General features: G+C 49.6%; 18 protein-coding genes. 14 read left to right on the top strand and 4 right to left on the bottom strand.

Annotation, left to right across the window (positions count from 1 at the left end; translation table 11 throughout):
• Positions 1-10 precede the first annotated feature (10 nt).
• Positions 11-1159 (bottom strand): methionine adenosyltransferase, encoded by a 1149-nt coding sequence (gene metK / locus G441_RS0116895; RefSeq protein WP_026377428.1) that lies wholly within the window; start codon positions 1157-1159, stop codon positions 11-13.
• Between the two features lie 257 nt (positions 1160-1416).
• Here metK and tkt point away from each other — a divergent pair, with 257 nt between their 5' ends.
• The 4 genes from tkt to G441_RS0116875 all read left to right on the top strand — a co-directional run bounded on the left by tkt (position 1417) and on the right by G441_RS0116875 (position 6680).
• Complete coding sequence (gene tkt, locus G441_RS0116890) at positions 1417-3417, top strand: transketolase (RefSeq protein ID WP_026377427.1); 2001 nt, start codon at positions 1417-1419, stop codon at positions 3415-3417.
• A gap of 22 nt (positions 3418-3439) precedes the next feature.
• Positions 3440-4459 carry an erythrose-4-phosphate dehydrogenase gene (epd, locus tag G441_RS0116885; RefSeq protein ID WP_026377426.1) on the top strand — a complete coding sequence of 340 codons (1020 nt, stop codon included), beginning with the start codon at positions 3440-3442 and terminating at the stop codon, positions 4457-4459.
• A gap of 18 nt (positions 4460-4477) precedes the next feature.
• The gene (locus G441_RS0116880; RefSeq protein ID WP_026377425.1) at positions 4478-5653 is read left to right on the top strand and encodes a phosphoglycerate kinase; all 1176 of its coding nucleotides are present in this window, start codon (positions 4478-4480) and stop codon (positions 5651-5653) included.
• Positions 5654-5780: 127 nt separating this feature from the next.
• Complete coding sequence (locus tag G441_RS0116875) at positions 5781-6680, top strand: fructose bisphosphate aldolase (RefSeq protein ID WP_026377424.1); 900 nt, start codon at positions 5781-5783, stop codon at positions 6678-6680.
• A 48-nt stretch (positions 6681-6728) separates the two neighbouring features.
• Here the strand turns inward: G441_RS0116875 and ppx are convergent, their stop codons facing one another.
• The 3 genes from ppx to G441_RS0116860 all read right to left on the bottom strand — a co-directional run bounded on the left by ppx (position 6729) and on the right by G441_RS0116860 (position 10950).
• Positions 6729-8270, bottom strand: coding sequence for an exopolyphosphatase (gene ppx / locus G441_RS0116870; RefSeq protein WP_026377423.1), 1542 nt, complete (start codon positions 8268-8270; stop codon positions 6729-6731).
• A 1-nt stretch (position 8271) separates the two neighbouring features.
• Entirely contained in the window at positions 8272-10350 is a 2079-nt protein-coding gene (gene ppk1, locus G441_RS0116865; protein WP_026377422.1) for a polyphosphate kinase 1, read from the bottom strand.
• A gap of 93 nt (positions 10351-10443) precedes the next feature.
• Positions 10444-10950, bottom strand: a complete 507-nt coding sequence (locus G441_RS0116860; RefSeq protein ID WP_026377421.1) for a glycine cleavage system transcriptional repressor — start codon at positions 10948-10950, stop codon at positions 10444-10446.
• 374 nt (positions 10951-11324) lie between these two features.
• Here G441_RS0116860 and G441_RS0116855 point away from each other — a divergent pair, with 374 nt between their 5' ends.
• The 10 genes from G441_RS0116855 to prsR all read left to right on the top strand — a co-directional run bounded on the left by G441_RS0116855 (position 11325) and on the right by prsR (position 23335).
• Positions 11325-12002, top strand: a complete 678-nt coding sequence (locus G441_RS0116855; RefSeq protein WP_026377420.1) for a TIGR00153 family protein — start codon at positions 11325-11327, stop codon at positions 12000-12002.
• Positions 12003-12014: 12 nt separating this feature from the next.
• Positions 12015-13283 (top strand): inorganic phosphate transporter, encoded by a 1269-nt coding sequence (locus G441_RS0116850; protein WP_026377419.1) that lies wholly within the window; start codon positions 12015-12017, stop codon positions 13281-13283.
• 73 nt (positions 13284-13356) lie between these two features.
• The gene (locus G441_RS0116845; RefSeq protein WP_026377418.1) at positions 13357-14268 is read left to right on the top strand and encodes a hydrogen peroxide-inducible genes activator; all 912 of its coding nucleotides are present in this window, start codon (positions 13357-13359) and stop codon (positions 14266-14268) included.
• Positions 14269-14365: 97 nt separating this feature from the next.
• Positions 14366-14908, top strand: a complete 543-nt coding sequence (locus G441_RS0116840) for an RNA polymerase sigma factor (RefSeq protein ID WP_026377417.1) — start codon at positions 14366-14368, stop codon at positions 14906-14908.
• Positions 14901-15569 (top strand): anti-sigma factor, encoded by a 669-nt coding sequence (locus G441_RS0116835; RefSeq protein WP_026377416.1) that lies wholly within the window; start codon positions 14901-14903, stop codon positions 15567-15569. The genes G441_RS0116840 and G441_RS0116835 overlap by 8 nt, the downstream gene beginning before the upstream one ends.
• A gap of 14 nt (positions 15570-15583) precedes the next feature.
• Positions 15584-16507 (top strand): hypothetical protein, encoded by a 924-nt coding sequence (locus G441_RS19015; protein WP_051275687.1) that lies wholly within the window; start codon positions 15584-15586, stop codon positions 16505-16507.
• Positions 16508-16770: 263 nt separating this feature from the next.
• Positions 16771-18609, top strand: coding sequence for a choice-of-anchor I family protein (locus G441_RS0116825; protein ID WP_026377415.1), 1839 nt, complete (start codon positions 16771-16773; stop codon positions 18607-18609).
• A gap of 119 nt (positions 18610-18728) precedes the next feature.
• On the top strand, positions 18729-19853 hold the full coding sequence (locus G441_RS0116820) for a beta-ketoacyl-ACP synthase III (RefSeq protein ID WP_026377414.1): 1125 nt from the start codon (positions 18729-18731) through the stop codon (positions 19851-19853).
• A gap of 40 nt (positions 19854-19893) precedes the next feature.
• Positions 19894-21924: an XrtA/PEP-CTERM system histidine kinase PrsK gene (gene prsK, locus G441_RS0116815; protein WP_026377413.1), complete on the top strand. Its 2031-nt coding sequence runs from the start codon at positions 19894-19896 to the stop codon at positions 21922-21924.
• Between the two features lie 52 nt (positions 21925-21976).
• A complete protein-coding gene (prsR, locus tag G441_RS0116810; RefSeq protein WP_026377412.1) occupies positions 21977-23335 on the top strand; it encodes a PEP-CTERM-box response regulator transcription factor in 1359 nt (452 codons plus the stop codon).
• The last annotated feature ends 5 nt before the right edge of the window (positions 23336-23340 follow it).

Here is a 23340-nt window from a genome sequence, read left to right as displayed (position 1 = left end):
CTAGACGCGCTTATAGCGCGTCTGCTCGTAACTGTTCCGCTTTGTCAGTTTTTTCCCATGGAAAGGCGTCACGGCCGAAGTGGCCATACGCTGCAGTCGCCTTATAGATCGGACGTTCCAGGTCAAGCATTTTTATCAATCCATAAGGCCTAAGATCGAAGTGGGTTTTCACCAGTTCCGTAAGGATTTCATCGCTGACCTTGCCGGTGCCGAAAGTATCAATGCTGATCGATGTCGGATCGGCAACGCCAATGGCATAGGATACCTGTATCTCACAGCGCTCGGCGAGCCCTGCGGCTACGATATTTTTCGCCACGTAGCGCCCTGCATAAGCGGCACTGCGGTCAACTTTACTAGGATCCTTTCCTGAAAACGCGCCGCCGCCATGACGTGCCATGCCACCGTATGTATCCACAATGATCTTGCGGCCGGTCAGGCCACAGTCACCCATTGGGCCACCAATCACAAATCGCCCAGTTGGGTTAATATGAAACTTGGTGTTCGCGCTCAGCCATTCAGCCGGTAACACAGGCTTGATGATTTCATCCATCACCGCTTCGCGCAGTGTTTCTGTGCTGATGCTGTCGCAATGTTGGGTAGACAGAACAACCGCATCGATAGCAACAGGCTTATTGTCTTCATACACAAACGTAACCTGTGATTTGGCATCGGGCCGCAGCCAGTCGAGGATACCTTTTTTACGTACTTCAGCCTGTCGCTGTACCAGGCGGTGCGAATAGGTAATGGGGGCAGGCATTAGCACGTCGGTTTCGTTACTGGCATAGCCGAACATTAACCCCTGGTCGCCGGCACCCTGTTCTTCGGGACGACTTCTGTCAACGCCCTGATTGATATCTGGTGACTGCTTGCCGATGGCATTAAGCACCGCACACGACTCGGCGTCAAAGCCCATATCTGAATGAGTGTAGCCAATGTCTTTAACGGTCCTGCGGGTTAAATCTTCAATGTCGACCCAGGCAGAAGTTGTGATTTCGCCACCCACCATCACCATGCCTGTTTTAACGTAGGTCTCACACGCTACTCGGGCACGGGGATCCTGCTCTAGAATGGCATCCAGCACGGCATCAGAAATCTGATCGGCGATTTTATCCGGATGTCCTTCTGAAACCGATTCGGATGTAAAAAGGTGTCTGGTCATGTGGGTCACTTCTCTTCTGCATGAAAACGAAAGACTGTATTTTAGCCGTAAATGAAATTTATACCAGTCTTTACTTCCAGACGTCTAAATGGCTGATGGTAACTAATGTTTCCACTGAACGCGTTTACAGGTTGTAAATTCGGCTCCAGCCATTGCACAAGAACTGCGCCTGGGGGAGAATACCGGCCCACGTTTCCGGAGTGCCCACAGAGATGCTTCGGACAATCTCTAAACGTTTATTTTCTGCAGGAGAAGTCATGCCGTCACGCCGAGATCTTGCCAATGCCATTCGCGCATTAAGTATGGATGCTGTTCAACAAGCTAATTCTGGTCATCCAGGTGCACCCATGGGCATGGCTGATATTGCGCAGGTCTTATGGCAGGATTACCTTGTTCATAATCCAACTGATCCAGCCTGGCCTAACCGCGACCGTTTCGTTTTATCTAACGGTCACGGGTCGATGCTGTTGTATTCTCTGCTGCACCTATCTGGTTATGAACTGCCTTTGCAGGAGCTGAAAAACTTCCGCCAGTTACATTCTAAAACACCAGGCCATCCGGAGTACGGCTATGCCCCTGGTGTCGAGACGACGACCGGGCCACTTGGACAGGGGATAAGTAACGCTGTTGGAATGGCGATCGCTGAAAAAGCCCTGGCTGCACAGTTCAACCAGCCCGGACATGACATCGTTGACCACTACACCTATGCGTTTTTGGGTGATGGCTGCTTGATGGAAGGCATTTCTCACGAAGTGTGTTCACTGGCAGGAACACTCGGACTCGGTAAATTGGTCGCGTTCTGGGATGACAATGGCATTTCCATCGATGGCGAAGTAGAAGGGTGGTTTACTGATGATACACCTGCCCGTTTCCGCGCTTACGGTTGGCAGGTTATTGAAGGTGTTGATGGTCATGATGCTGAGCAGATAAGCTCCGCTATCACGCAGGCGCGAGCAGAAACGAACAAACCAACCCTTATTTGCTGTAAAACCGTTATTGGGTTTGGCGCACCAAACAAACAGGGCACCGAGTCTTGCCACGGTGCGCCGCTTGGCGAGGATGAAATCGCCGCGACGCGCAAAGCGCTTGGTTGGGAGCACGACAAATTTGTGATCCCGCAAGATATCTATGCTCAGTGGGATGCAAAAGATAAAGGGCAGGCCGCACAGCATACATGGCAGCAACGTTTTGATGCATACCAGCAGGCTTATCCTGAATTGGCTGCTGAATTTACGCGCCGCGTTAAAGGTGACTTGCCAGCTAACTGGGAAGCACAAGCCAGTGCTTATATTGCTTCGCTACAGGCAAACCCTGCTAACGTTGCAACCCGTAAAGCATCACAAAACGCACTCAATGCGTTTGGGCCCCTGCTGCCTGAATTTATGGGCGGCTCTGCAGATTTGGCAGGTTCAAACCTGACTATCTGGTCTGATAGCAAGCCTCTTACCGCTAAGGATGCGAGCGGTAACTATATTTATTACGGCGTTCGTGAATTTGGTATGAGCGCCATCATGAATGGTATTGCACTGCATGGTGGCTTTAAAGCGTATGGTGCGACCTTCCTGATGTTCATGGAATATGCTCGCAATGCTGTGCGAATGGCGGCGTTGATGAAGCTGCCGTGTTTGTTTGTCTACACGCACGACTCAATCGGTCTGGGAGAAGACGGTCCGACACACCAGCCGGTAGAGCAATTAACAGCCTTGCGCGCCACGCCAAACCTGGATAACTGGCGTCCCTGTGATCAGGTCGAATCTGCGATTGCGTGGAAAATGGCCATTGAAAGAAATGATGGACCCACGAGTCTGATTTTTACCCGACAAGGTTTGCCTCAGCAGTCACGTGATGAACGCCAACTGGCGGACGTATCACGTGGTGGCTATGTCTTAAAGGACTGCGATGCAGCGCCTGACATCATCCTTATTGCAACCGGCTCCGAAGTGCAATTGGCGGTTGACGCATGGCAGCAACTCACCGAAAGCGGCGTGCAGGCGCGAGTCGTATCTATGCCAAGTAGTGATGTGTTTGACCGTCAGAGTGCAGAATACCGAGAGCAAGTACTGCCGTCAGCCGTAACCAGACGAGTTGCAGTGGAAGCTGCCAGTAAAGACTTCTGGTATAAGTATGTGGGCTTGAACGGAGCGATTATCGGTATGGATTCATTCGGCGAATCGGCACCGGCAGGCGACTTGTTCAAGCACTTTGGTATCACAGTCGACGCTGTTGTAGAGGCCAGTCAGGCACTTCTCAAACACTGATAGTAAGCAGGGGCGTAATATCATGCTGCGGGTGGCGATAAACGGATTTGGCCGGATAGGTCGCAGTGTATTGCGCGCCCTGTATGAATCTGGGCGCAACCAGCATATCCAGGTTGTCGCCATCAATGAGCTTGCCGAGCCTGAAGGGATCGCGCACTTACTCAAGTATGACACTACCCACGGTCGATTTGCATTTGATGTGGCATTGGACAATGGCACACTGGTCGTGGCGGGTGACCGGATAGCATTAACCCATCAACAACACCCTGGTGATATTGACTGGCAACGCTTCGGGGTCGACCTTGTGATGGAATGCAGCGGCGGTCCCGGCAGCCGCGAACAGGGGCTGGCACATATTCAGGCGGGCGCCAGAAAAGTGCTGTTTTCACAGCCGGGTGAGGCCGACCTCGATGCCACCGTGGTATACGGCATCAACGAACAAAATCTTAAACAGACAGACCGTCTGGTATCAAATGGTAGCTGCACCACCAACTGTATCGTGCCGGTGCTTCAGACCCTGGACAATGCATTTTCAGTCAAAAGCGGCACCATTACTACTATTCACGCATCGATGCATGATCAGCAGGTTATTGACGCCTACCACCCGGATTTGCGGCGTACCCGAGCCGCCAGTCAATCGATTATTCCTGTCGATACAAGGCTGGCCCGTGGCATAGAGCGTATTCTGCCAAAGTTCGCTGGCCGCTTCGAAGCTATCGCGGTCAGAGTGCCTACCATTAACGTTACGGCAATGGACTTGAGCGTTACCGTCGCATCAGATGTTGCTGTAGAAGACGTGAATCGCGCTCTACAGGACGCCCGACATGGTAGGCTGGCAGGTATTTTGGGGTACACCGAAGCACCGCTGGTATCTGTCGATTTCAATCACGACCCCCATTCTTGTATTGTGGATGGCACGCAAACCCGTGTCAGCCATGGACAGCTGATCAAGACACTGGTTTGGTGTGATAATGAATGGGGCTTTGCTAATCGCATGCTGGATACCGGGGTAGCCATGTTTGCAGAAGAATTCACACTTTAACCTCAGGGAGCCGAACATATGGCAATAATTAATATGACAGATTTGGATTTGAGCGGTAAGCGCGTTCTCATTCGTGAGGATCTCAATGTACCGGTCAAAGAAGGCAAGGTCACCTCAGATGCCCGCATCAAAGCATCTTTGCCGACCATCAAGCATGCGTTGGCAGCGGGTGCCAAGGTGATGGTGATGTCGCACCTGGGGCGTCCTACTGAGGGTGAGTACGCTGAAGAGTTTAGTCTTAAACCTGTAGTAGATTATCTCGCTGGTGCGCTCGATTGCCCGGTGCGCCTTGAAACAGATTACTTACAGGGCGTCAGTCTTAATGCCGGTGAGTTAGTGGTGCTGGAAAATGTCCGCTTCAATAAAGGCGAGAAGAAAAACGATGAAGCCTTGTCGAAGCAATACGCGGCGCTATGTGATGTGTATGTAATGGATGCCTTTGGCACTGCACACCGAGCTCAGGCCTCTACCCATGGTGCAGGGCAGTTTGCACCGGTCGCGTGTGCGGGTCCATTACTGGCTGCAGAACTTGACGCCTTGGGTAAAGCGTTGCAGAACCCGGCCAGACCGCTGGTAGCCATTGTCGGCGGTTCAAAAGTGTCGACCAAATTAACCGTTTTGGAATCCCTGGCGGGCAAAGTTGACCAGCTGGTCGTTGGCGGCGGCATCGCCAACACCTTTATTGCTGCGAATGGTCACAATGTGGGTAAGTCACTTTATGAAGCTGACCTTATCGGTGAAGCAACACGTCTGATGCAGCAGGCAAAAGATAACGGTGGTGATATCCCTGTGCCAACTGACGTGGTGTGTGGCAAAGCCTTCGCGGCAGATGCAGAAGCCACCCTGAAAAGCGTTGCCGACGTCGCAGACGACGATATGATCTTCGATATTGGCCCTGAGTCTGCACGGGCCCTGGCTGATATACTGGCAAATGCGGGCACGATTGTGTGGAATGGTCCGGTTGGGGTGTTTGAGTTTGATCAGTTTGGCGAGGGAACCAAAGCACTTGCCCACGCTATCGCGGACAGCGCTGCGTTTTCTATTGCGGGGGGCGGTGATACCCTGGCTGCGGTGGATAAATATCAAATTAGCGATAAGGTTTCCTATATCTCGACTGGTGGTGGTGCATTCCTCGAGTTCCTCGAAGGTAAGACGTTACCGGCGGTAGCAATGCTTACAGAGCGAGGCTGCTAAATCTATTCAACGCGTGCATTAATGATGCGCGAATAATAAAAATTGGGTATATGGTCAGATAAGACCGCCCTCTGTAACCTACACAATGCGTTTTACTATCGCATTGCACAATAAAGGAGTGTTGCTCATGGCTTCACAGGCTCAGCAAGACATGCTGGAAAAAATTCGTACTCAAGATGGTTTTATTGCCGCGCTGGATCAGAGTGGTGGCAGTACCCCCAAAGCCTTGCGCTTGTATGGTGTTGAGGAATCTGAGTACAACGGTGATGAAGAGATGTTCACCAAAGTACATGAAATGCGCACGCGCATTATCACCAGCGACGCATTTAACGGAGAGCGGGTACTGGGTGCCATCTTATTTGAAAACACCCTGGATAGAGAAATTGGCGGCAAGTCTTCGGCACATTTCTTGTGGCAGAACAAAAATGTCGTACCCTTCTTGAAGGTAGACAAAGGCCTGGCTGATGAACAGGATGGCGTTCAGGTTATGAAGCCTATGCCGCAACTGGATGCGTTGCTCGCCAAAGCCAATGCGCAGGACGTGTTCGGCACAAAAATGCGCTCTGTTATCAAGCTGGCCAATCCAACGGGCATCAAAGCTGTTGTAGAGCAACAGTTTGAAGTTGGCAAACAGATATTGGCAGCTGGTCTTGTGCCTATCATCGAACCAGAAGTCGATATTAACAGTCCTGAAAAGGCGGCGGCTGAAGCTATTTTACGAGATGAAATTACTGCGCAGCTGGATGCACTGCCTGACAATGTACAGGTGATGTTGAAGCTGACACTGCCTAACGAGGCCAATTTCTATAAACCGCTGGTCGACCATCCTCGCGTACTGAAAGTTGTTGCGCTGTCTGGTGGCTACAGCCGAGAAGACGCAAACGCCAAACTGGCTGAAAATAGCGGTATGATTGCGAGCTTCTCGCGCGCGTTGACGGAAGGCGTCTCCGCTAAGCAGTCTGATGAAGAGTTCAATGCCACGCTTGATGCGGCGATAGAGAGCATCTACCAGGCATCACGAACGTAAGCTACGTCTCCCCGGCCAGCGTCTTTTTAGGCGCAGGTCGGGACCTCGTCATTGATACTTCAGGCTTAACTCCAGCGCCTGAATTTGCTCGCTCTCTCGCTCTAAATCAGCACTAAACAGCGGCTTTTGTTCAAGCCATTCTTGCGGAAAGTGCACTGTCAGCACCTGTTTATTTGCTTTGACCTTTATTTCCGGCAATATCCCCTGTTGCCGCTTTATGTTCAGCAGCACACCTAAGCGCAATATCGCGATCAATTTGCTAATATCTTCGGCGCTGTACTGGCTGAACTCAGGAATTTCCGCGGGGCGAATTTTCTTACGCTGGAATCTTACCAGGGTCGCTAACAGGTTTTGTTGCTCCTGGTTGAAGCCTGGCATGTCAACGTTCTGAATGATGTAGGCGCTGTGGCGCTGCACGCCACGACTGTTTATTTGCAAGCCCACTTCATGCAGTAGGGCAGCCCAGCCGAGCATACTTTTTAACTCAGGCTTGTTGATCTTCCAGCTGTCCGCGACCTTGTCGTATAGCGACATGGTAGTAGAGAGCACCATACCTGCATGCTCGGTATCAACATCATAGCGGGTTGCCAGACTCTGCGCGGTGCGCTCACGAATATCATGGTGACGTAGGCTTTCTTCCATCTCATAGAGCACGCCTTCCCGTAATGCGGCGGGAGAGTATTCAAGCTCAGTCAAGTTCAGACTGCGAAATATGGCGGTTAAAATCGCCAGGCCTGCAGCAAACACGGGTTTGCGTTCATCGCTCATACCCGTAAGTGACAGTTCATCTATGTGCCCGGCATCCACACATTTGTCGATGAGTGATTCCAGTGCATTGAGTGAGACCTGGTTTTCTATACAATCTGACAGCGTTTGTGCCACGATCACAATGTTTTTGGTTGTACCTGACGTGCCGATGGCCTGTTCCCAACCGAGTTTTAAATACTTCTCATCTATCAGCTCCAGTTCCTGCTGTGCTGCAGTGATCGCTTTTTTGAACGCTTTTCGTTTCAGTTCACCGGATTTAAAAAAACGCTGGGTATAGGTCACACAGCCCATCTGAAGGCTGCGCAACAGCTTTGGCTCAAAACCGTCACCAACAATAAACTCTGTGGAGCCGCCGCCGATATCAACCACCAGTCTGCGTCCTTCCAGATGATGCGTGTGCGCAACACCAGAGTAGATTAGGCGAGCTTCTTCAGTACCTGAAATCACCTCAACCGGATAGGGCATGATATAGCTGGCCGCTTTAATAAAGTCCCGGGCGTTTTTCGCTTTTCGCAGCGTGTAGGTGGCCACTATGCGCACCGAATCCGGCTCAAAACCCTGTAGACTTTCGGCGATAACGGTGAGTGTCTGAAGGCCACGGTGAATGGCTTCCTGACTTAACACGCCATCGGCACCCAGACCATCAGCCAGTCTGACTTTTTGTTTTACGCGGTGAAGAATCTGTACAGAGCCGGCAACCAATCTGGCGACCACCAGATGGAAACTATTGGAGCCAATATCGAGCGCCGCGACCTTTGTGGTGTCTCGGGTTTCGACATCATCAAACGTGGTTTCAAGGTTGCTGTGGGGTTGCTCAGCCACGTTAAGTATTGTCCTGTTTTTCGAGCGCTTTTAGATAGCTATAGGTTTCAATTTGTGAACGCAAGTGCTTACGATTGCCGCGTTTTACATACTTGTTCGACTGTTCAGCATCGATAACGCGTGCTTTCAGCGTATCTTTGAACTGGATGTCAAGAATGTCGAGAATGCGTGCTTTGAGTGTTGGGTCATAAATAGGACAGCCTACCTCAATGCGCAAATCCATATTACGGGTCATCCAATCCGCTGAGGAGATGAATACTTTGGGATCGCCGTCATTGTCGAATACCATCACTCGCGGGTGTTCCAGAAAACGGTCAACCACGCTGATGATTTCAATATTTTCACTCATCCCTTTTATGCCTGGTATCAGTGAACACATGCCTCGTATGATCGCGCGGATCTTTACGCCAGCCTGGCTGGCTCGATATAAGTCGTCAATGAGCTCTTTATCAACCAGGTTATTGATCTTGAACGTTATTTGGCCTTTCTTACCTTCTACCACATGCTGAATTTCTGATCGGATTAAAGACTGAATCTTGGTTCTGGCATTGATCGGCGATACCTGTAAATGCTGAAATCGATGGCGACGATAAGGGTACTGGATGAAATCGAACACGTTGACAGCTTCGTCAGCCAATTCCTGATTCGCGGTGAACAGGCTAAAGTCGGTATAGATCTTGGCGGTTTTTTCATTGAAGTTGCCAGTGCCAAAATGAGCGTAATGGACCAGACTACCTTTCTCTTCACGACTCACTACACACAATTTACTGTGAATTTTCAGAGACGGGATCCCTAATATCACTCGGATCCCTGCTTCAGTCATACGCTTTGACCATTCGATGTTGTTTTCTTCATCGAACCTGGCTTTTAGCTCAACCACGACGGTGACCGCTTTGCCGTTATCAACCGCATCAATGAGTGAATTAATCACCCGTGAATTAGACGCGACCCGATAGATATTCAGGCGAATGGTTTTGACACTGGGGTCGAACGCAGCCTGACGCACGAACTCGGTAAAATGTAGAAAGCGGTGGTACGGATAGTACAGCAGGATGTCATGATGCTTGATGGCGTCAAATACAGTATCAAAGTCGCTGAATGCGCGGGTAGTAAGTGCCGGCAACTTTTCATTCTCAAGATATTTTCGCCCGACATTAGGAAAACCAATAAAGTCTTTAAAGTTGCGGTAATGGCCAGCAGATACGAGGGTGTCCAGCTTGCTGATACGTAATCGCTTGCTCAGATCGAGTAGCATATCTTCAGGCATATCAGCATCGTGGATAACGCGAACAGGCTCTGCGGTTAAACGCTGTTTCATGCTCTCCGACATTTTCTCAACGTAGCTTTCATCTATTTCCTCCGTGATGCTGTATTCAGCATCACGGGTCATTTTGAAGGAATACGCTTCCAGAGAGTCGTATCTGACAAACCCTCTGAAGATCTCGTCAAGACACAGTTCGACAATGTCATCGAGCAGGATAATGTGTTTCTTTTTTCGGCTTTTTTCCGGCGGGATCACCACAAAACGCGACATTGCACTGGTGGGCACTTCCAGAACCGCGTATCTCGTGTTGCCATTTTCTCGTCGAATCGCGACATAGAGATAAGTCGCGGAATCATTTAATCGCTTAACCAGGTCAACCTTCGAATCAATAAGGATTGGTGTGATATGGCGCAGTACTTTGTTACGGAAATGATTTTTAAGCCAGCTGCTTTGGTAATCACTCACATCGCTTTTGGTGATCAGGTAAATGCCGTAGCGAGAAAGTGTGTGAACGACTTCTTTGTAAACCCGGTCGAATTCTTTGGTCAGCTTCAGGTTGCGCTGCTGAATTTGCTCCATTAAATGCATTGCCTGACGGGTTAGCTCTTCATTACCCTCATTTTGATAGATAGTGATTTGACGTTTTACATCGGCGGCACGAACGCGATAAAACTCATCCAGATTATTGGAGAATATTCCTAAAAAGCGAATGCGTTCGACGATTGGATTATTTTCGTCCGCTGCCTCTTGTAGCACTCTCTCATTAAACGACAGCCAGCTGAGTTCCTTCGGATAATACAGTTCTCTGTTCAACATAACTCTGTAATCATTCAATCGATATTTATTCCGTTAACCTGCCAGAACAGTGCGACAACAAGCAGTCAGTATTGGTCTGTAAGGTCACACGTTCTATTGCTGTAGATCGATATCGACCACCATGTCGTTAGCGATATGCTCCAATCGTTCGGCCAGAGTATCGAGGTCAAAATCATCGGGAATGGCGATCACCGCCTGTGCTTTGAATAATTCAGAGCCCCAGTTAGGTGCGCTTTCACACACAGAATCGAAGCTACGAATATTAATATTGAACTGATTGAGCACGCCGGTGACTTCCTGAACGATGCCGGGTTTATCATTACCCATAATATTAATAACGGCGGTATTGGGAAATTTCGCTTCACGTCCGGCAGCAGACATCAACGTGATTTTTAAATCCGGGTGAGCATTAAATGCGTCAATTAACGCCTGATGCTGCTCCTCCGGCAAATCGATTTCCACAAACCCTGCAAAGTGACCGGCCATATGCGAAAAGTTCGAGCGCAACCAATTGCCGCCGTACTGATAGACCGTTTTGGCTAATGACTCGATTAGACCCGGTTTATCAGCCCCCACCAGAGTAAAAATAATCGGCTTCATCCTATCGTTCTCCTTGACCCCCGATGCGCAGCACAATGATGCAAAATAAGGGGGGCGTGATTTCATTTCATCATAGCCCATAAAACTAACATTTTGTTGCTAGTAGTGAACAGATTTGTTTACACAGCAAGTTTAATTAAAACCCTATGAATTCAAAGCCATGGTCATTACACTTACGCCGCTTTCATGCGGGGTGCGCCAGTGTCGTTTTGATAAGCGACCACGTCGGCCTTGCGATAGGGCAATACAGCTGTTATGCGCCCTGGAAAACATTAACAGACAAATTGGATGGCAGGACCGAATCTAGACTGCTATCTTTACGCCACCCAACAACGCGCCTGGCTCAAAACGGCGTCAGATATTGAGGATGTAGTATGGCGAAAAATTCATTTCTCGGTGTATTTGCACAATCACCATTGAAGCCATTGGAAGAACATATCAATGTGGTATGTGAGTGTTCCCAACAGTTACCGGCTTTTTTCCGCGCGGTTTTTCAACAAGACTGGGCGGAAGCAAAACATGTTTACCAACTGATCAACTCACTTGAGAAGCGGGCAGATGACATTAAACGAAACCTCCGCAGTAGCTTGCCCAACGGAATTTTCCTTCCTATCAATCGCCAGGACCTGCTTCAGCTCTTAACTGTGCAGGACAAAATCGCCAATCTTTCCAAAGATATTGCCGGGCGGGTATTGGGACGCGAGTTAGTCATCCCAGATGCTATACAGTCCAGTTTTATGACCTACGTTGAACGTTGTTTGGACGCAACTGAGCAGGCCAGAGTGTTGATCAACGAAATGGACGATTTGCTGGAAACAGGGTTCAGTGGCCGAGAGGCCAAGCTTGCCGAGGCGATGATAGATAAGCTTGATGAAATAGAAGACGACACTGACGACTTACAAATTGCACTAAGAGCCTCACTTAAATCGTTGGAGAGCACGATGAATCCTATAGATGTGATGTTCTTATATAAGGTATTCGAGTCCGTCGGCGGCCTGGCAGACGTAGCAGAGCGCGCTGGTGCAAGACTCGAATTGATGTTAGCTAAATAGGTTTGGTTCAGCATGGATATACTCACTAGCTACGGCACAATCTTAATCATCATTGCAGCAGCGGTAGGTTTTTTGATGGCATGGGGCATTGGCGCGAATGACGTCGCTAACGCTATGGGCACTTCCGTTGGTTCAAAAGCCCTGACCGTCAAGCAAGCCATCATTATTGCCATGATATTCGAATTCGCTGGAGCGTATCTGGCAGGCGGCGAAGTGACGTCAACGATTCGTAAGGGAATTATTGACAGCAGTTACTTCATTGACATACCTGAATATCTGGTATTTGGCATGATTGCATCGCTGCTTGCGGCGGGGCTGTGGTTGGCTTTTGCGTCCTATTTGGGCTGGCCAGTGTCAACAACACATTCAATTATCGGCGCCATCATTGGCTTTGCTGCCGTAGGTGTTGGCACAGAAGCGATTGAATGGGTGAAGGTAGGAGGGATTGTTGGCAGCTGGATTGTTACACCAGCCATATCAGGTGTGATTGCTTACCTTATATTTTTGAGTGCTCAGCGCCTTATTTTTGATACTGAAAACCCGTTTGAACAGGCCAAAAAATATGTGCCTATGTACATGGCCTTCGCTGGATTTGTCATGTCACTAGTGACGATAAAAAAGGGTCTCAAACATGTTGGCCTTGAGCTATCTACCAGTAGCGGATATCTGATTGCTATAGGGATTGCGGTTGGCATCGGCATTATCGGGAAAATAGTCATTAGCCGCCTGAAGTTTAATGAAACCGCTGATAAATTGACTCACTATGCGAACGTAGAAAAAGTGTTTGCTGTGCTGATGATTGTGACTGCGTGTTGTATGGCATTTGCACATGGTTCCAATGACGTAGCGAACGCCATCGGGCCACTGGCAGCAGTAGTAAGCGTTGTATCGAATGGTGGGGTCATTGAGGGCAAAGCCAAATTGGTATGGTGGATTTTACCTCTGGGCGCTATAGGTATCGTTGCTGGCCTCGCGATTTTTGGTCATCGCGTCATCGCGACCATCGGCAAGGGGATCACTCACCTGACACCCAGCCGCGGGTTCGCGGCTGAACTGGCCGCAGCGACCACCGTGGTCATTGCGTCAGGAACCGGATTACCCATTTCTACCACACAAACCCTGGTGGGTGCCGTACTTGGCGTAGGCATGGCACGAGGCATTGCTGCATTGAATCTTGGGGTCGTAAGAAATATCGTGGTGTCTTGGGTGGTTACCTTGCCCGCTGGCGCCGGGCTTTCCATTATCTTCTTTTATATTTTTGTATCTTTGTTCACATCCTGATCTTGATTGGACATTTCTGATTAACTCACTATATTGGTTTTATTAATTAATATAGTGAGTTTTAATCAGATTTATGAAATGGCCAAATCTCAAACATCTTCACTATCTGGTAACCCTGCATCAGGAACAACACTTTAACCGTGCTGCAAAACGCTGCCATGTCAGCCAGTCCACATTAAGCACGGCAATTCAGAATCTTGAGGAGCAGTTTGGCTATCAGCTGCTTGAGCGAGAGCATAAAACCTTCGTGTTTACGCCATTCGGTCTGGAATTGGTCGAGCGTAGCAAAGCGTTGTTAAACGAGGCGAAAGAGCTGATTGATTTTGCTGACTCTGCAGGCAATTGGCAGGCCGGTAACCTTAAGCTCGGTGTCATCCCGACTATCGCGCCATTCCTGTTTGAGCCTCTTATTCATGAAATCAAACAGTCGCTGCCCGATCTGACCTTGCAATTGCAGGAGGATACCACCGAGAACCTACTGACTCAGCTTAACGAGGGGGTATTGGACCTGCTGGTGTTGGCGTTGCCGATGGAAACGCCCGGATGTAAACAGTTGGTCATTGGTCACGACCCTTTTCATCTTATCGCCCACTGCGACTTGGTGGATACGTTGCCACAACCTATGGATGTCTCTGCGCTGCCGAAAAAAAGCGTATTTCTGCTGCAGCGTGAGCACTGTCTGACCGGACATGCCGTCAGTGCCTGTGGCCTGCAGCATAAAGAGCAGGTCAGCTCTCTGGCAGCGTCGTCACTGTACACGCTGGTGCAACTGGCTAACAGTAAGATGGGCTTTACCTTTATGCCCGAATTGGCCCTGTCTAATCGCATCCTTGAATCTACGTCATTGGTGAGTTTACCGGCCGAAAAACAGGCTTATCGGGAAATTGGCCTGGTGTGGCGAAATGGCACAACGCGTATGCAACTATTCAGACACCTGGCTGAACTGTTAGCGCCGCTGATGCCTATTCCGACGCTGGATAAATAATTTATCCAGCCATTCAAACTTTTTTGCCAACCCTCTCGACTATACCTCACAACGACTAACACACTGCACTAATGCAGCAACAAGGAATGCAATAAGGGTGTTTGAAAAAACTGACGAACAGTTAATCACCAGTGCATTAGCCGGCAATAAAAGAGCCTGGTTAGGGTTAATTTCCCGATACGAGAAATCTATCTATAACTATGGCGTCCGTATGACGGGTAATCAGGCTGATGCACTGGATTTAATGCAGGATGTGTTTGTGTCTGTATTTCGAAACCTTGCTAGCTATCGCGGTGAGGGCAGTTTCAAGAATTGGTTATTCAGGATTGCTCACTTTCGCTGTGTCGAATATTACCGACGCAAGCGGCCGATGCAGTCTCTTGACGACGAACCAGAGCTGAAAGCAGAACAGACATGTCTTGAACAAGGTGTGGCTGATGGGCAACTTGGCAATCATTTGAGCAACGCGATGCAACAGCTGCCGCTGTCTCAGAAGGCCATTGTTGAACTTAAATTTTTTGGCCAGTTTACTTTTGAAGAAATAGCGGAACAGCTCGGGATTTCAACTAATACGGCGAAATCCCGACTTTACTCCGCACTATCGAAATTACGTTCCTCACTGGAGGTGGATTATGCCTGAGCTTGATAATGAAACCCTGCTCAGTCTGTGGATGGACGGGAATCTGGATGACAGTCAGCGGCAACTTTTTGAGCGCCGTTTGGCAGAAGATGAGTCGTTCTCAAAGATGGTTGAAACGGTCAATCAGGTGCATATGCACGCTGAGCAGTTTACGCCTCTCGACGTACCCAAATGGGATAAGGAAAGTACCTTTCAATCCAAGCCCAAGCGTCGCTGGTGGCAATGGCAGGGTATACCCGCTGCGTCGATGGCGATGTCCGTTTGCGCCATGCTGATGGTTGTCAGTGGTACACAATTTCGCTATCAGGATGGCGTATTCAGCATGTCGTTTGGTCACCAGGTACAGCAGCAGGAAGTGGAATTGCTTGCCAACCAGATCGTTGAGCAGCGTCTCGACAAGTTTACTCAACAGCAGGAAGTGGCGTTCACAACCTATGCCGCCGCGTTGCAACAACAGCAACAAACCAGCAATGCTGAGTTAACTGCCTATTTGCTGGCCTCAAGCCGTCAGGAACGTCGCGAGGATTTCGCCGAACTCATCAGTTTTATTAATCAGCAGCGTAGTGACGATCAGTTATTTTACGCACGACAAATCAATCAGTTACAGCAGGAAATTTACACTGAGCCCGGTGCTCTTTCCCCTGCATCTGTGCAGCAATAATGAGGATGTAGAAAATGAAATTATCGTCTTTGACAGGAATCGCACTGGCCGCCACGCTGAGTACCAGTGCAAGTGCTAAGGTAGACCTTAACCAGTTAGGTAAAGAGCTTGAGGTGATGTCCAGCGTGGTGGCAACGTCACTCAAGCAAAGTAATGAACGCCAGCCTATTCGGTTTCGTTCTATCGACTCAACCTACCTGGCAAATCAAGGGGTCGTGTTTGAGGTGGCGACTACGGGCGCGGGACAGGGCTGGACCATCGACATACCTGGCCTGGTGATGCCGGTACTGGCACCTAAAGCGCCCAAAACGCCGCTGCATATTCGAACCGGCGATGGCGAAGTGCTTCTCGATATGGATGAGCATGACTGGGAAGACATGTTTGCCGATCTGTTTGCCGAGCGCCAGGAATCCGTGCGGGAAAACGCCGAGCGTATGCGCGAGCTGCGTTCACGCTCCAGGGAGTTAGCGTGGGAGCAACGAGAAGTAGAACGACGAAAAAGAGATTTAGAGTTTGAAGCCCGTAACGCAGAAGGTGAACGCAGAAAGGATATTCAGCAGGATTTGGATGAATTGCAGTCGGAACTATCTGATTTGGACAAACAAAGGGCTGAACTGGAAGCTTTTGCCAATAAGATTGAGCAAGAGCAAGAGCAGCAACGTGCAGAGCAGCGTGAAGCCAGACAAAAGCAATATGGCCAGTTCCTCGCTGCTTTTGAGGCCAGTGTGGGCGATATGCTGTGCCGCTTCGGAGCAGGATTAAAAAGCCTGCCGGGTGACCAGAATATCAGCTTTGTATTAACGGACTTTGTGCGCAATGAAGAGGGTGATGTCGCCGACCGCGTGTATGTGTTCCGACAGTCAGATGTGATGGCCTGCGTACAGAATAAGCAATCGGTCGAAGATTTGTTGACCAACGTGAATAGTTATACTTTCTGAGATTAGTCTGCAAAACCTCAACGACGCGGTCGTCGAAAGTCGACCGCCTTTTCACAGCCTCCTTTACCCCGACAAGCCTTTCAGAGTATGCTGGACAAAAGGTCAACATACGCTAATAAAAATGTCATATTGGTTGCGTAATGTTGCGATGCTCCAGGTTGGAGTCCGATAGCGCGTGGCTGTTGAATTATTCGACTACCATTTTGCTGATTAAGTGTTTAAGATTTTGATGTAACGGTTACAAAAACGAAAAAGGAAAGCGCATGTCTGCTCAGAATAAGTTTAAATACGGTGTTCTTGCACTGTTCGTCACAGCAGCACTCTCAGGCTGTGGTCTTGATGGCGATGATGGTGCACAGGGAGATACGGGTGCACAGGGGCCTCAAGGTGAACAAGGCGCACCAGGAGCCGATGGCCAAGACGGTCAGGATGGACAAGATGGACAAGATGGAGCAGACGGTAGCGACGCGTCACTTGGTGTCAGCCTATCTGTCATAGGGCGCGCAGCCATTGCCGGTGCGGGGTCCGCTGAGGTCGTTCAATATCATGCTGAAACCAACACGATTTACGCAACGAATAGTAGAAACAATACTATTGCTATTATTGACGCCAGTTCATTAGCTGGTTCTGAAATGTCCGACCCTATCGGTACCACTAACCTTGGTGCGACGTCTATTGCACTGCCGGCAGAAGCCAATGGTGTTGCGCTAGGCGGCATGAACAGTATTGCGGTTTCAGGCGATTTGATGGCCGTCGCTGTTGCAGCGCAAGAGCATGCGGCGAACGGATTTGTGCTCTTTTATAACGGTTTGGATGCGGGAGCCCCTGCATTCCTGGATGCAGTAGAAGTGGGTAACCTGCCTGATATGGTGACCTTCACACCAGACGGTGGCAAAGTGATCGTCGCCAACGAGGGTGAACCTAGTGGCGACTATACGGTCGACCCGGAAGGCAGTATTTCAGTTATCGACATTCTGCGTAATGTTGAGCCAGAGGAGACTGCCGACACAGTCGGGTTCGGGGATTTGACCGTGACAATGGAAGAGCTTAAAGAACAAGGTATGCACTTCCCTAATCCAAGTGGTCGCACCATCAACGGCGTGCTGATCGAAACGACGCTGGCCCAGGACCTGGAGCCCGAATATATCGTTACCACCAATGATACGGCTTACGTAACACTGCAGGAAAACAACGGTGTGGCCGTGCTGGATCTGGAAGATCTGACGGTAGAGATTGTTGGTCTGGGCTTCAAAAATTGGAGCGGATTGAACTTTGACGGTGCTGAAGATGGTGCCGTCAGCTTCGGTAAATATGACGGGCTGTATGGTGTGTACATGCCGGATACCATTGCCTCATACGAATGGAAAGGCGCGCGTTTCCTGGTTACCGCCAACGAAGGTGACGCCAGAGAGTACTTCTTCGACGCTGCGGACGAGCAAGCTTGTTTGGACGCCGGTGGCCTGTCATTTGACGCAGATGATGGCTGCTTGTCATATACAGATGAAGCCAGACTTGGCAACCTGACTGCGGAAGCGGCTTCTGATTTGGAAGGGTTGCAGATGGCAGGTGCCATCAACGACCTGCGTGTGACAATGGAGCTGGGTGATGCCGATGATGATGGCGAATACAGTGCTGCTTACACCTACGGCGCCCGTTCATTCACTATCTGGGATCAAAATGGCCTTACTGTATTTGATTCAGGTGATGACTTCGAGCGCATAACCGCATCGGTTCATGGTAATCAGTTCAATAACGGTGACCGAGCTAACGTAGGAGATAGCCGTTCTGAAAATAAAGGCCCCGAGCCTGAAGCACTGACGGTCGGCACTATCGGCGATCGTACATACGCTTTTATAGGTCTGGAGCGCATGAGTGGCATTTTTGTTTACGATGTAACGAACCCATATGACACTTTCTTTGTTGATTACGTGATAAATCGAGATTTGACCGATGGACTTGACTCAGGTGACGTAATTGGTGACCTTGCACCGGAAAGCCTGGTATTTGTTAGTGGCGATGACAGCCCGACTGGCGCGCCAATGTTGATCGTCGGCAGTGAAATTAGCGGTACCGTAACCGTATGGCAAATTACGCCAAATTAAATCTGAAATAAGGATGAAACGGCGCCAACTGGCGCCGTTTTTTGTTGTCAGACCAACTCTGCCATGACAGTGGCCTACCCATTGGTATATGCTCTTCATGTTTAGGTTTTCAGGACACAATCATGACTGCAGTAGTAATCAGTGGTGCAGGCTTATGGACACCTCCTCACGCTATTAGTAACGAGGAGCTGGTCGATGCATATAATGCCTTTGCGGATAAATATAATCAGCAGCATGCCGAGGCCATAGAAAATGGCGAGCTAGAAGCCAAGCCCAAATCCAGTGCTGAATTTATCGAAAAAGCGTCGGGTATCAAAAGTCGATTTGCCTATGTTAAAGACGGCATTCTCGATATTGACAGAATGCGTCCGGCGATACCGGAGCGCGGTGAAAATGAGCTGTCGAATCAGGCTGAAATTGCGATAGAAGCGGCCCGTAAAGCCATGTCAGCAGCAAATAAGGAAGCATGTGACATTGATGCAGTGATCGTGTCGTGCGCTTATACGCAGAGAGCCTATCCGGCCATTGCGATTGAGGTTCAGCAGGAGTTGGGGATCGACGGGTTTGGCTTTGACATGCTGGTGGCTTGTTCAGCGGCCACGTTCGGCATGCACCGGGCATATGAAATGATCAAGGCTGGTACCGCAGGATGCGTGCTGGTAATTAATCCGGAACTGGTCTCTCCGCAAATCAATTATACCGATCGGGACAGCCACTTTATCTTTGGTGATGTCGCCACAGCGGTTATTCTGGAATCGGCCGATAGCGCAAGCGGTGAGCATCAGTATGAGGTGATGAGCACCAAGGCTCTGACCAAGTTTTCCAATAATATCCGTTCCAGTTTTGGTTATATGAGCAGAGCCAATGACGTGGACCCTTACGGTCCTGATAAACTCTTCCATCAGGCTGGCCGTAAAGTCTTTAAGGACGTGTGTCCACTTGCTGCAGAGCACATCAGCGAGCATCTCGCTGCTCACCAGTTGACTCCTGCAGATGTGAAGCGGTGGTGGCTGCATCAGGCCAACATCAACATGAACCTGTTGATCAGCAAGAAGTTACTGGGCCGCGACGCCACTGCTGACGAAGCGCCTATTGTGTTAGACCGCTATGCCAACACCGCCTCTGCGGGTTCGGTAATTGCTTTTGCTTTGCATCATGAGGATCTTGGAAGCGGCGACTATGGCATTTTATGCTCATTCGGTGCAGGTTATTCCATCGGCAGTCTGGTGGTGCGCAAGCGCTAGTGAGCCAGCCGCTTACGGCAGACAAGGGAACTGATTCGGTATGTTGTCAGATATAGGATATGGACTTAGCGCATTAGGATATGCGCTTCTTATGTTGTTGCTGTTCACGGTTAGGAAACCCGGGCTGGCAAAATACCTGCTGGTGCTGGCAACACTGACCAGCGTGTTGTGGGCATTGAGCCAGATTACGCAGTTTGTCGGACCGCTGGTGATTGGCAACATCCTGTTAGCGGACAGCTTTAAATATCTTATTTGGACAGTGTTTTTAGCCGCGTGTCTGAAGCAGGATTTCTCCACTCTCGGGCAGGTTTTCTCGCGACCTGCTTCCTGGGTGATGCTTGCACTGCCTCTCGCATCCGTGTTGCTGCCGTTTATTTTACCGCTGCCCCTGACGTACTCCTATTTACTGCAAACCACCATTGCGCTGCAGATTCTGGTTATTCTCGAACTCATCTACCGTCAGTCAGGCAGTGAGCGCTGGTCATTTAAGCCTCTGGTGCTGTTCCTTGGTGCCACAAATCTGTTTGATTTTGTGATGTATGCCAATGCGACCATGGTCGGGCAGTTGGAGCCGTTTTATATTGCGGCCAGAGGCTATATCTATGTGGCACTGTTACCACTTCTGGTGCTGGCAATACGTCGCATACAGCAGTGGGGCCTGGACATCTTCGTGTCCAGGGAGGTAGTGCTGCACAGCTCCCTGTTGTTGGTTGCCGGTGCCTATCTGTTTGTCATGGCAATGGCGGGATACCTGATCAAATATATTGGGGGGCAATGGAGTACGACTATTCAGGCGGTACTGGTTGCCCTTTCCCTGACGCTACTTGCCACGCTGTTTTTATCGAATCATTTTCGCACCAAAGTTAAAGTCTTTATTACCAAACATTTCTTCGCGAATCAGTTCGATTATCGCATTGAGTGGCTAAAACTGTCGCAACAGCTATCTCAGACTGAAGACAATAGTCAGTCCGATGTGTATCAGGCGTCACTGACCGGTTTGCTAAATGCAATTGGTTACAATCATGGCATCCTGTTCTCCGTGCAGCAGGGGCACAGAGAAATTGTGGCGAATTTAGGTCATCAGCAGATCGATGCTGATGATGAGCGCACACTTGATCAGTTACAAGCATTCCTGACGCATCAGCATTGGCTCATTGATATGCACGAGATGCGTTATCAGCCCTATAACTATGAAGGTTTGAAACTCAGTCCCGAACAAGTTGAACGTTGCCAATTTCAACTGGTGTTGCCGTTATACCGGGAAAGCACTCTATGGGGCATAGCGGTCATGTCAGCAGGTGATGGTGAGCTGCGACAGCTTAACTGGGAACTACGGGATTATCTGACGGCGGTCACTGCACAGGTCGCCAATTACATTTTTCACTATGAAGCGGCAAAAGAAGTCGCCGAGAATGCCCAGTTTGCAGCATTCAGTCGCATGTCGGCCTTCGTTTTGCACGACTTAAAAAACGTATTGGCACAGATTGACCTCATTCTGACCAACGCGGAGCAGCACAAAAACAATCCGGAGTTTATAGAGGATACGTTTGAGACGCTGCAACACACCAAAACCCGTATGCAAAAAATGCTCAGTCAGTTAACTGAAAAGCATGATGATGCAAAGAGCAAACAGAGTTTATGTGATGTGGCGGTGTTGGCAGAGCGGGTAGTCAGTCAGCGCTGCGCCACGCTCAAGCCTTACCCCAACGTGAAAATTTTGCAAAATCAGGCGATTGTGGTGGATGAGGACAAACTGTCGAACGTGCTTTATCACCTTATCAGCAATGCGCAGCAGGCAACGACCGATGACGGTGATGTTACTGTACAAATTGATGTGTCTGCAGACAACCAGTGGCTAATGGTCAGTATTATCGATAATGGGGTCGGCATGAGTGAGCAGTTTATTGCCGAGCGTTTGTTCAAACCATTTGATACAACCAAGGGCAACGCCGGGATGGGCATTGGTGCGTACGACGCAAGAAATTTCATGCAACGTATTGGCGGGCGTCTTGAGGTTGACAGCAAAGAAGGTGAAGGCTCAACGTTTACCTTATATTTCCCGATAGACTAGACGTGAGTCGCTGGTAATATGTAACGATGCAGTAACAGGAACACACTACGCAATGGATAAATTATTAGTCGTCGATGACGATCTTGGCATTCAGAAACAACTCAAGTGGAGCTTTACGGATTACGACGTTGTGTTCGCACAAGACCGTGAATCTGCCATTGCGCAATTACGCCGACATGAGCCCAAGGTCGTTACGCTAGACCTTGGTTTGCCCCCTGATCCAGCAAATGCCTCTGAAGGTATTCAGGCTCTGGAGGAGATCCTGTCTCTGGCCCCACAAACCAAAGTGATAGTGGTAACGGGGAATAACGATAAGGAAAATGCGCTAAAAGCGATTGAGCTGGGCGCCTATGATTTCTATCAGAAGCCAATTGACTCTGACACCATCAAGATCCTGGTTAATCGCGCCGTCAACCTGTTCAACCTTGAACAGGAGAACCGTCAGTTGGCGAAAGCGTCTGCGTCAATGGGTAAGATCATTGGTAACAGTGAATCCATTCAGATGGTGGCGCGCAAAGCTGAAAAAATTGCGCAGACAGATATCACCACTCTGTTACTTGGCGAGAGCGGCACGGGTAAAGAAGTGTTTGCGCGCAGTATTCACGAACATAGCTCGCGGCGGGATAGACCCTTTGTCGCCATTAACTGTGCGTCTATTCCTGAAAACCTGCTTGAGAGTGAACTGTTCGGTTATGAGAAGGGGGCGTTCACGGGTGCCAACAAGACCACACCGGGAAAAATTGAAACCGCGCAGGGCGGCACCCTGTTTCTCGATGAGATCGGCGACATGCCACTGGGCTTACAGGCCAAAATGCTACGTTTCCTGCAGGAACGGGTGATCGAAAGGGTAGGGGGCAGGTCTGAAATCCCTGTCGACATTCGGGTCGTGTGTGCAACCCACAGGGATCTGCATGACATGGTTGCAGAGCAAACGTTTCGCGAAGACTTGTTCTATCGGGTTGGTGAAATTGTGATCAATATCCCGCCTCTACGCGAACGTGACAATGACGTGGTGCTGTTGGCGCGCACGTTCCTTGACCAATACCGCGAGGAGTTCAATGCCAAAGTAAAAGGGTTCAGTGATTCAGCTATCAAAGCCATGTTGCAGCATAAGTGGCCCGGCAATATCCGTGAACTGCAAAACAAGCTCAAGTCGGCCATCATCCTGGCAGAAGGCGCGGTAGTACAGGCAGACGATCTGGGTTTGATGGTCAAAGATGACGACGCTCAGCTTGAAAGCCTCAATTTACGCGAAGTACGAGAGCTGGCTGAAAGCCGGGCGATCCGCAAAGCGTATTACCAGTCTGAAAAAAATATGTCTAAAGCTGCGGAACTGCTTGGCGTCACCAGACCGACACTGTATTCGCTCATCGATAAGTATCAGCTAGACGAACTAAAGCTGGGAAGTTAATCGTT

The sequence above is a fragment of the Aestuariibacter salexigens DSM 15300 genome, from assembly GCF_000429145.1.
In the GTDB taxonomy this organism is placed as follows: Bacteria; Pseudomonadota; Gammaproteobacteria; order Enterobacterales; family Alteromonadaceae; genus Aestuariibacter; species Aestuariibacter salexigens.
Note: the sequence above shows the minus strand (reverse complement) of the source record. Positions and strands in the feature narration are given on the sequence as shown.

What these genes read in the sequence shown, in the direction of transcription:
- metK (WP_026377428.1), bottom strand. Translation starts at nt 1,159, where the DNA reads ATGACCAGACACCTTTTTACATCCGAATCGGTTTCAGAAGGACATCCG.
- tkt (WP_026377427.1), top strand. Translation starts at nt 1,417, where the DNA reads ATGCCGTCACGCCGAGATCTTGCCAATGCCATTCGCGCATTAAGTATG.
- epd (WP_026377426.1), top strand. Translation starts at nt 3,440, where the DNA reads ATGCTGCGGGTGGCGATAAACGGATTTGGCCGGATAGGTCGCAGTGTA.
- G441_RS0116880 (WP_026377425.1), top strand. Translation starts at nt 4,478, where the DNA reads ATGGCAATAATTAATATGACAGATTTGGATTTGAGCGGTAAGCGCGTT.
- G441_RS0116875 (WP_026377424.1), top strand. Translation starts at nt 5,781, where the DNA reads ATGGCTTCACAGGCTCAGCAAGACATGCTGGAAAAAATTCGTACTCAA.
- ppk1 (WP_026377422.1), bottom strand. Translation starts at nt 10,350, where the DNA reads ATGTTGAACAGAGAACTGTATTATCCGAAGGAACTCAGCTGGCTGTCG.
- G441_RS0116860 (WP_026377421.1), bottom strand. Translation starts at nt 10,950, where the DNA reads ATGAAGCCGATTATTTTTACTCTGGTGGGGGCTGATAAACCGGGTCTA.
- G441_RS0116855 (WP_026377420.1), top strand. Translation starts at nt 11,325, where the DNA reads ATGGCGAAAAATTCATTTCTCGGTGTATTTGCACAATCACCATTGAAG.
- G441_RS0116850 (WP_026377419.1), top strand. Translation starts at nt 12,015, where the DNA reads ATGGATATACTCACTAGCTACGGCACAATCTTAATCATCATTGCAGCA.
- G441_RS0116845 (WP_026377418.1), top strand. Translation starts at nt 13,357, where the DNA reads ATGAAATGGCCAAATCTCAAACATCTTCACTATCTGGTAACCCTGCAT.
- G441_RS0116835 (WP_026377416.1), top strand. Translation starts at nt 14,901, where the DNA reads ATGCCTGAGCTTGATAATGAAACCCTGCTCAGTCTGTGGATGGACGGG.
- G441_RS19015 (WP_051275687.1), top strand. Translation starts at nt 15,584, where the DNA reads ATGAAATTATCGTCTTTGACAGGAATCGCACTGGCCGCCACGCTGAGT.
- G441_RS0116825 (WP_026377415.1), top strand. Translation starts at nt 16,771, where the DNA reads ATGTCTGCTCAGAATAAGTTTAAATACGGTGTTCTTGCACTGTTCGTC.
- prsK (WP_026377413.1), top strand. Translation starts at nt 19,894, where the DNA reads ATGTTGTCAGATATAGGATATGGACTTAGCGCATTAGGATATGCGCTT.
- prsR (WP_026377412.1), top strand. Translation starts at nt 21,977, where the DNA reads ATGGATAAATTATTAGTCGTCGATGACGATCTTGGCATTCAGAAACAA.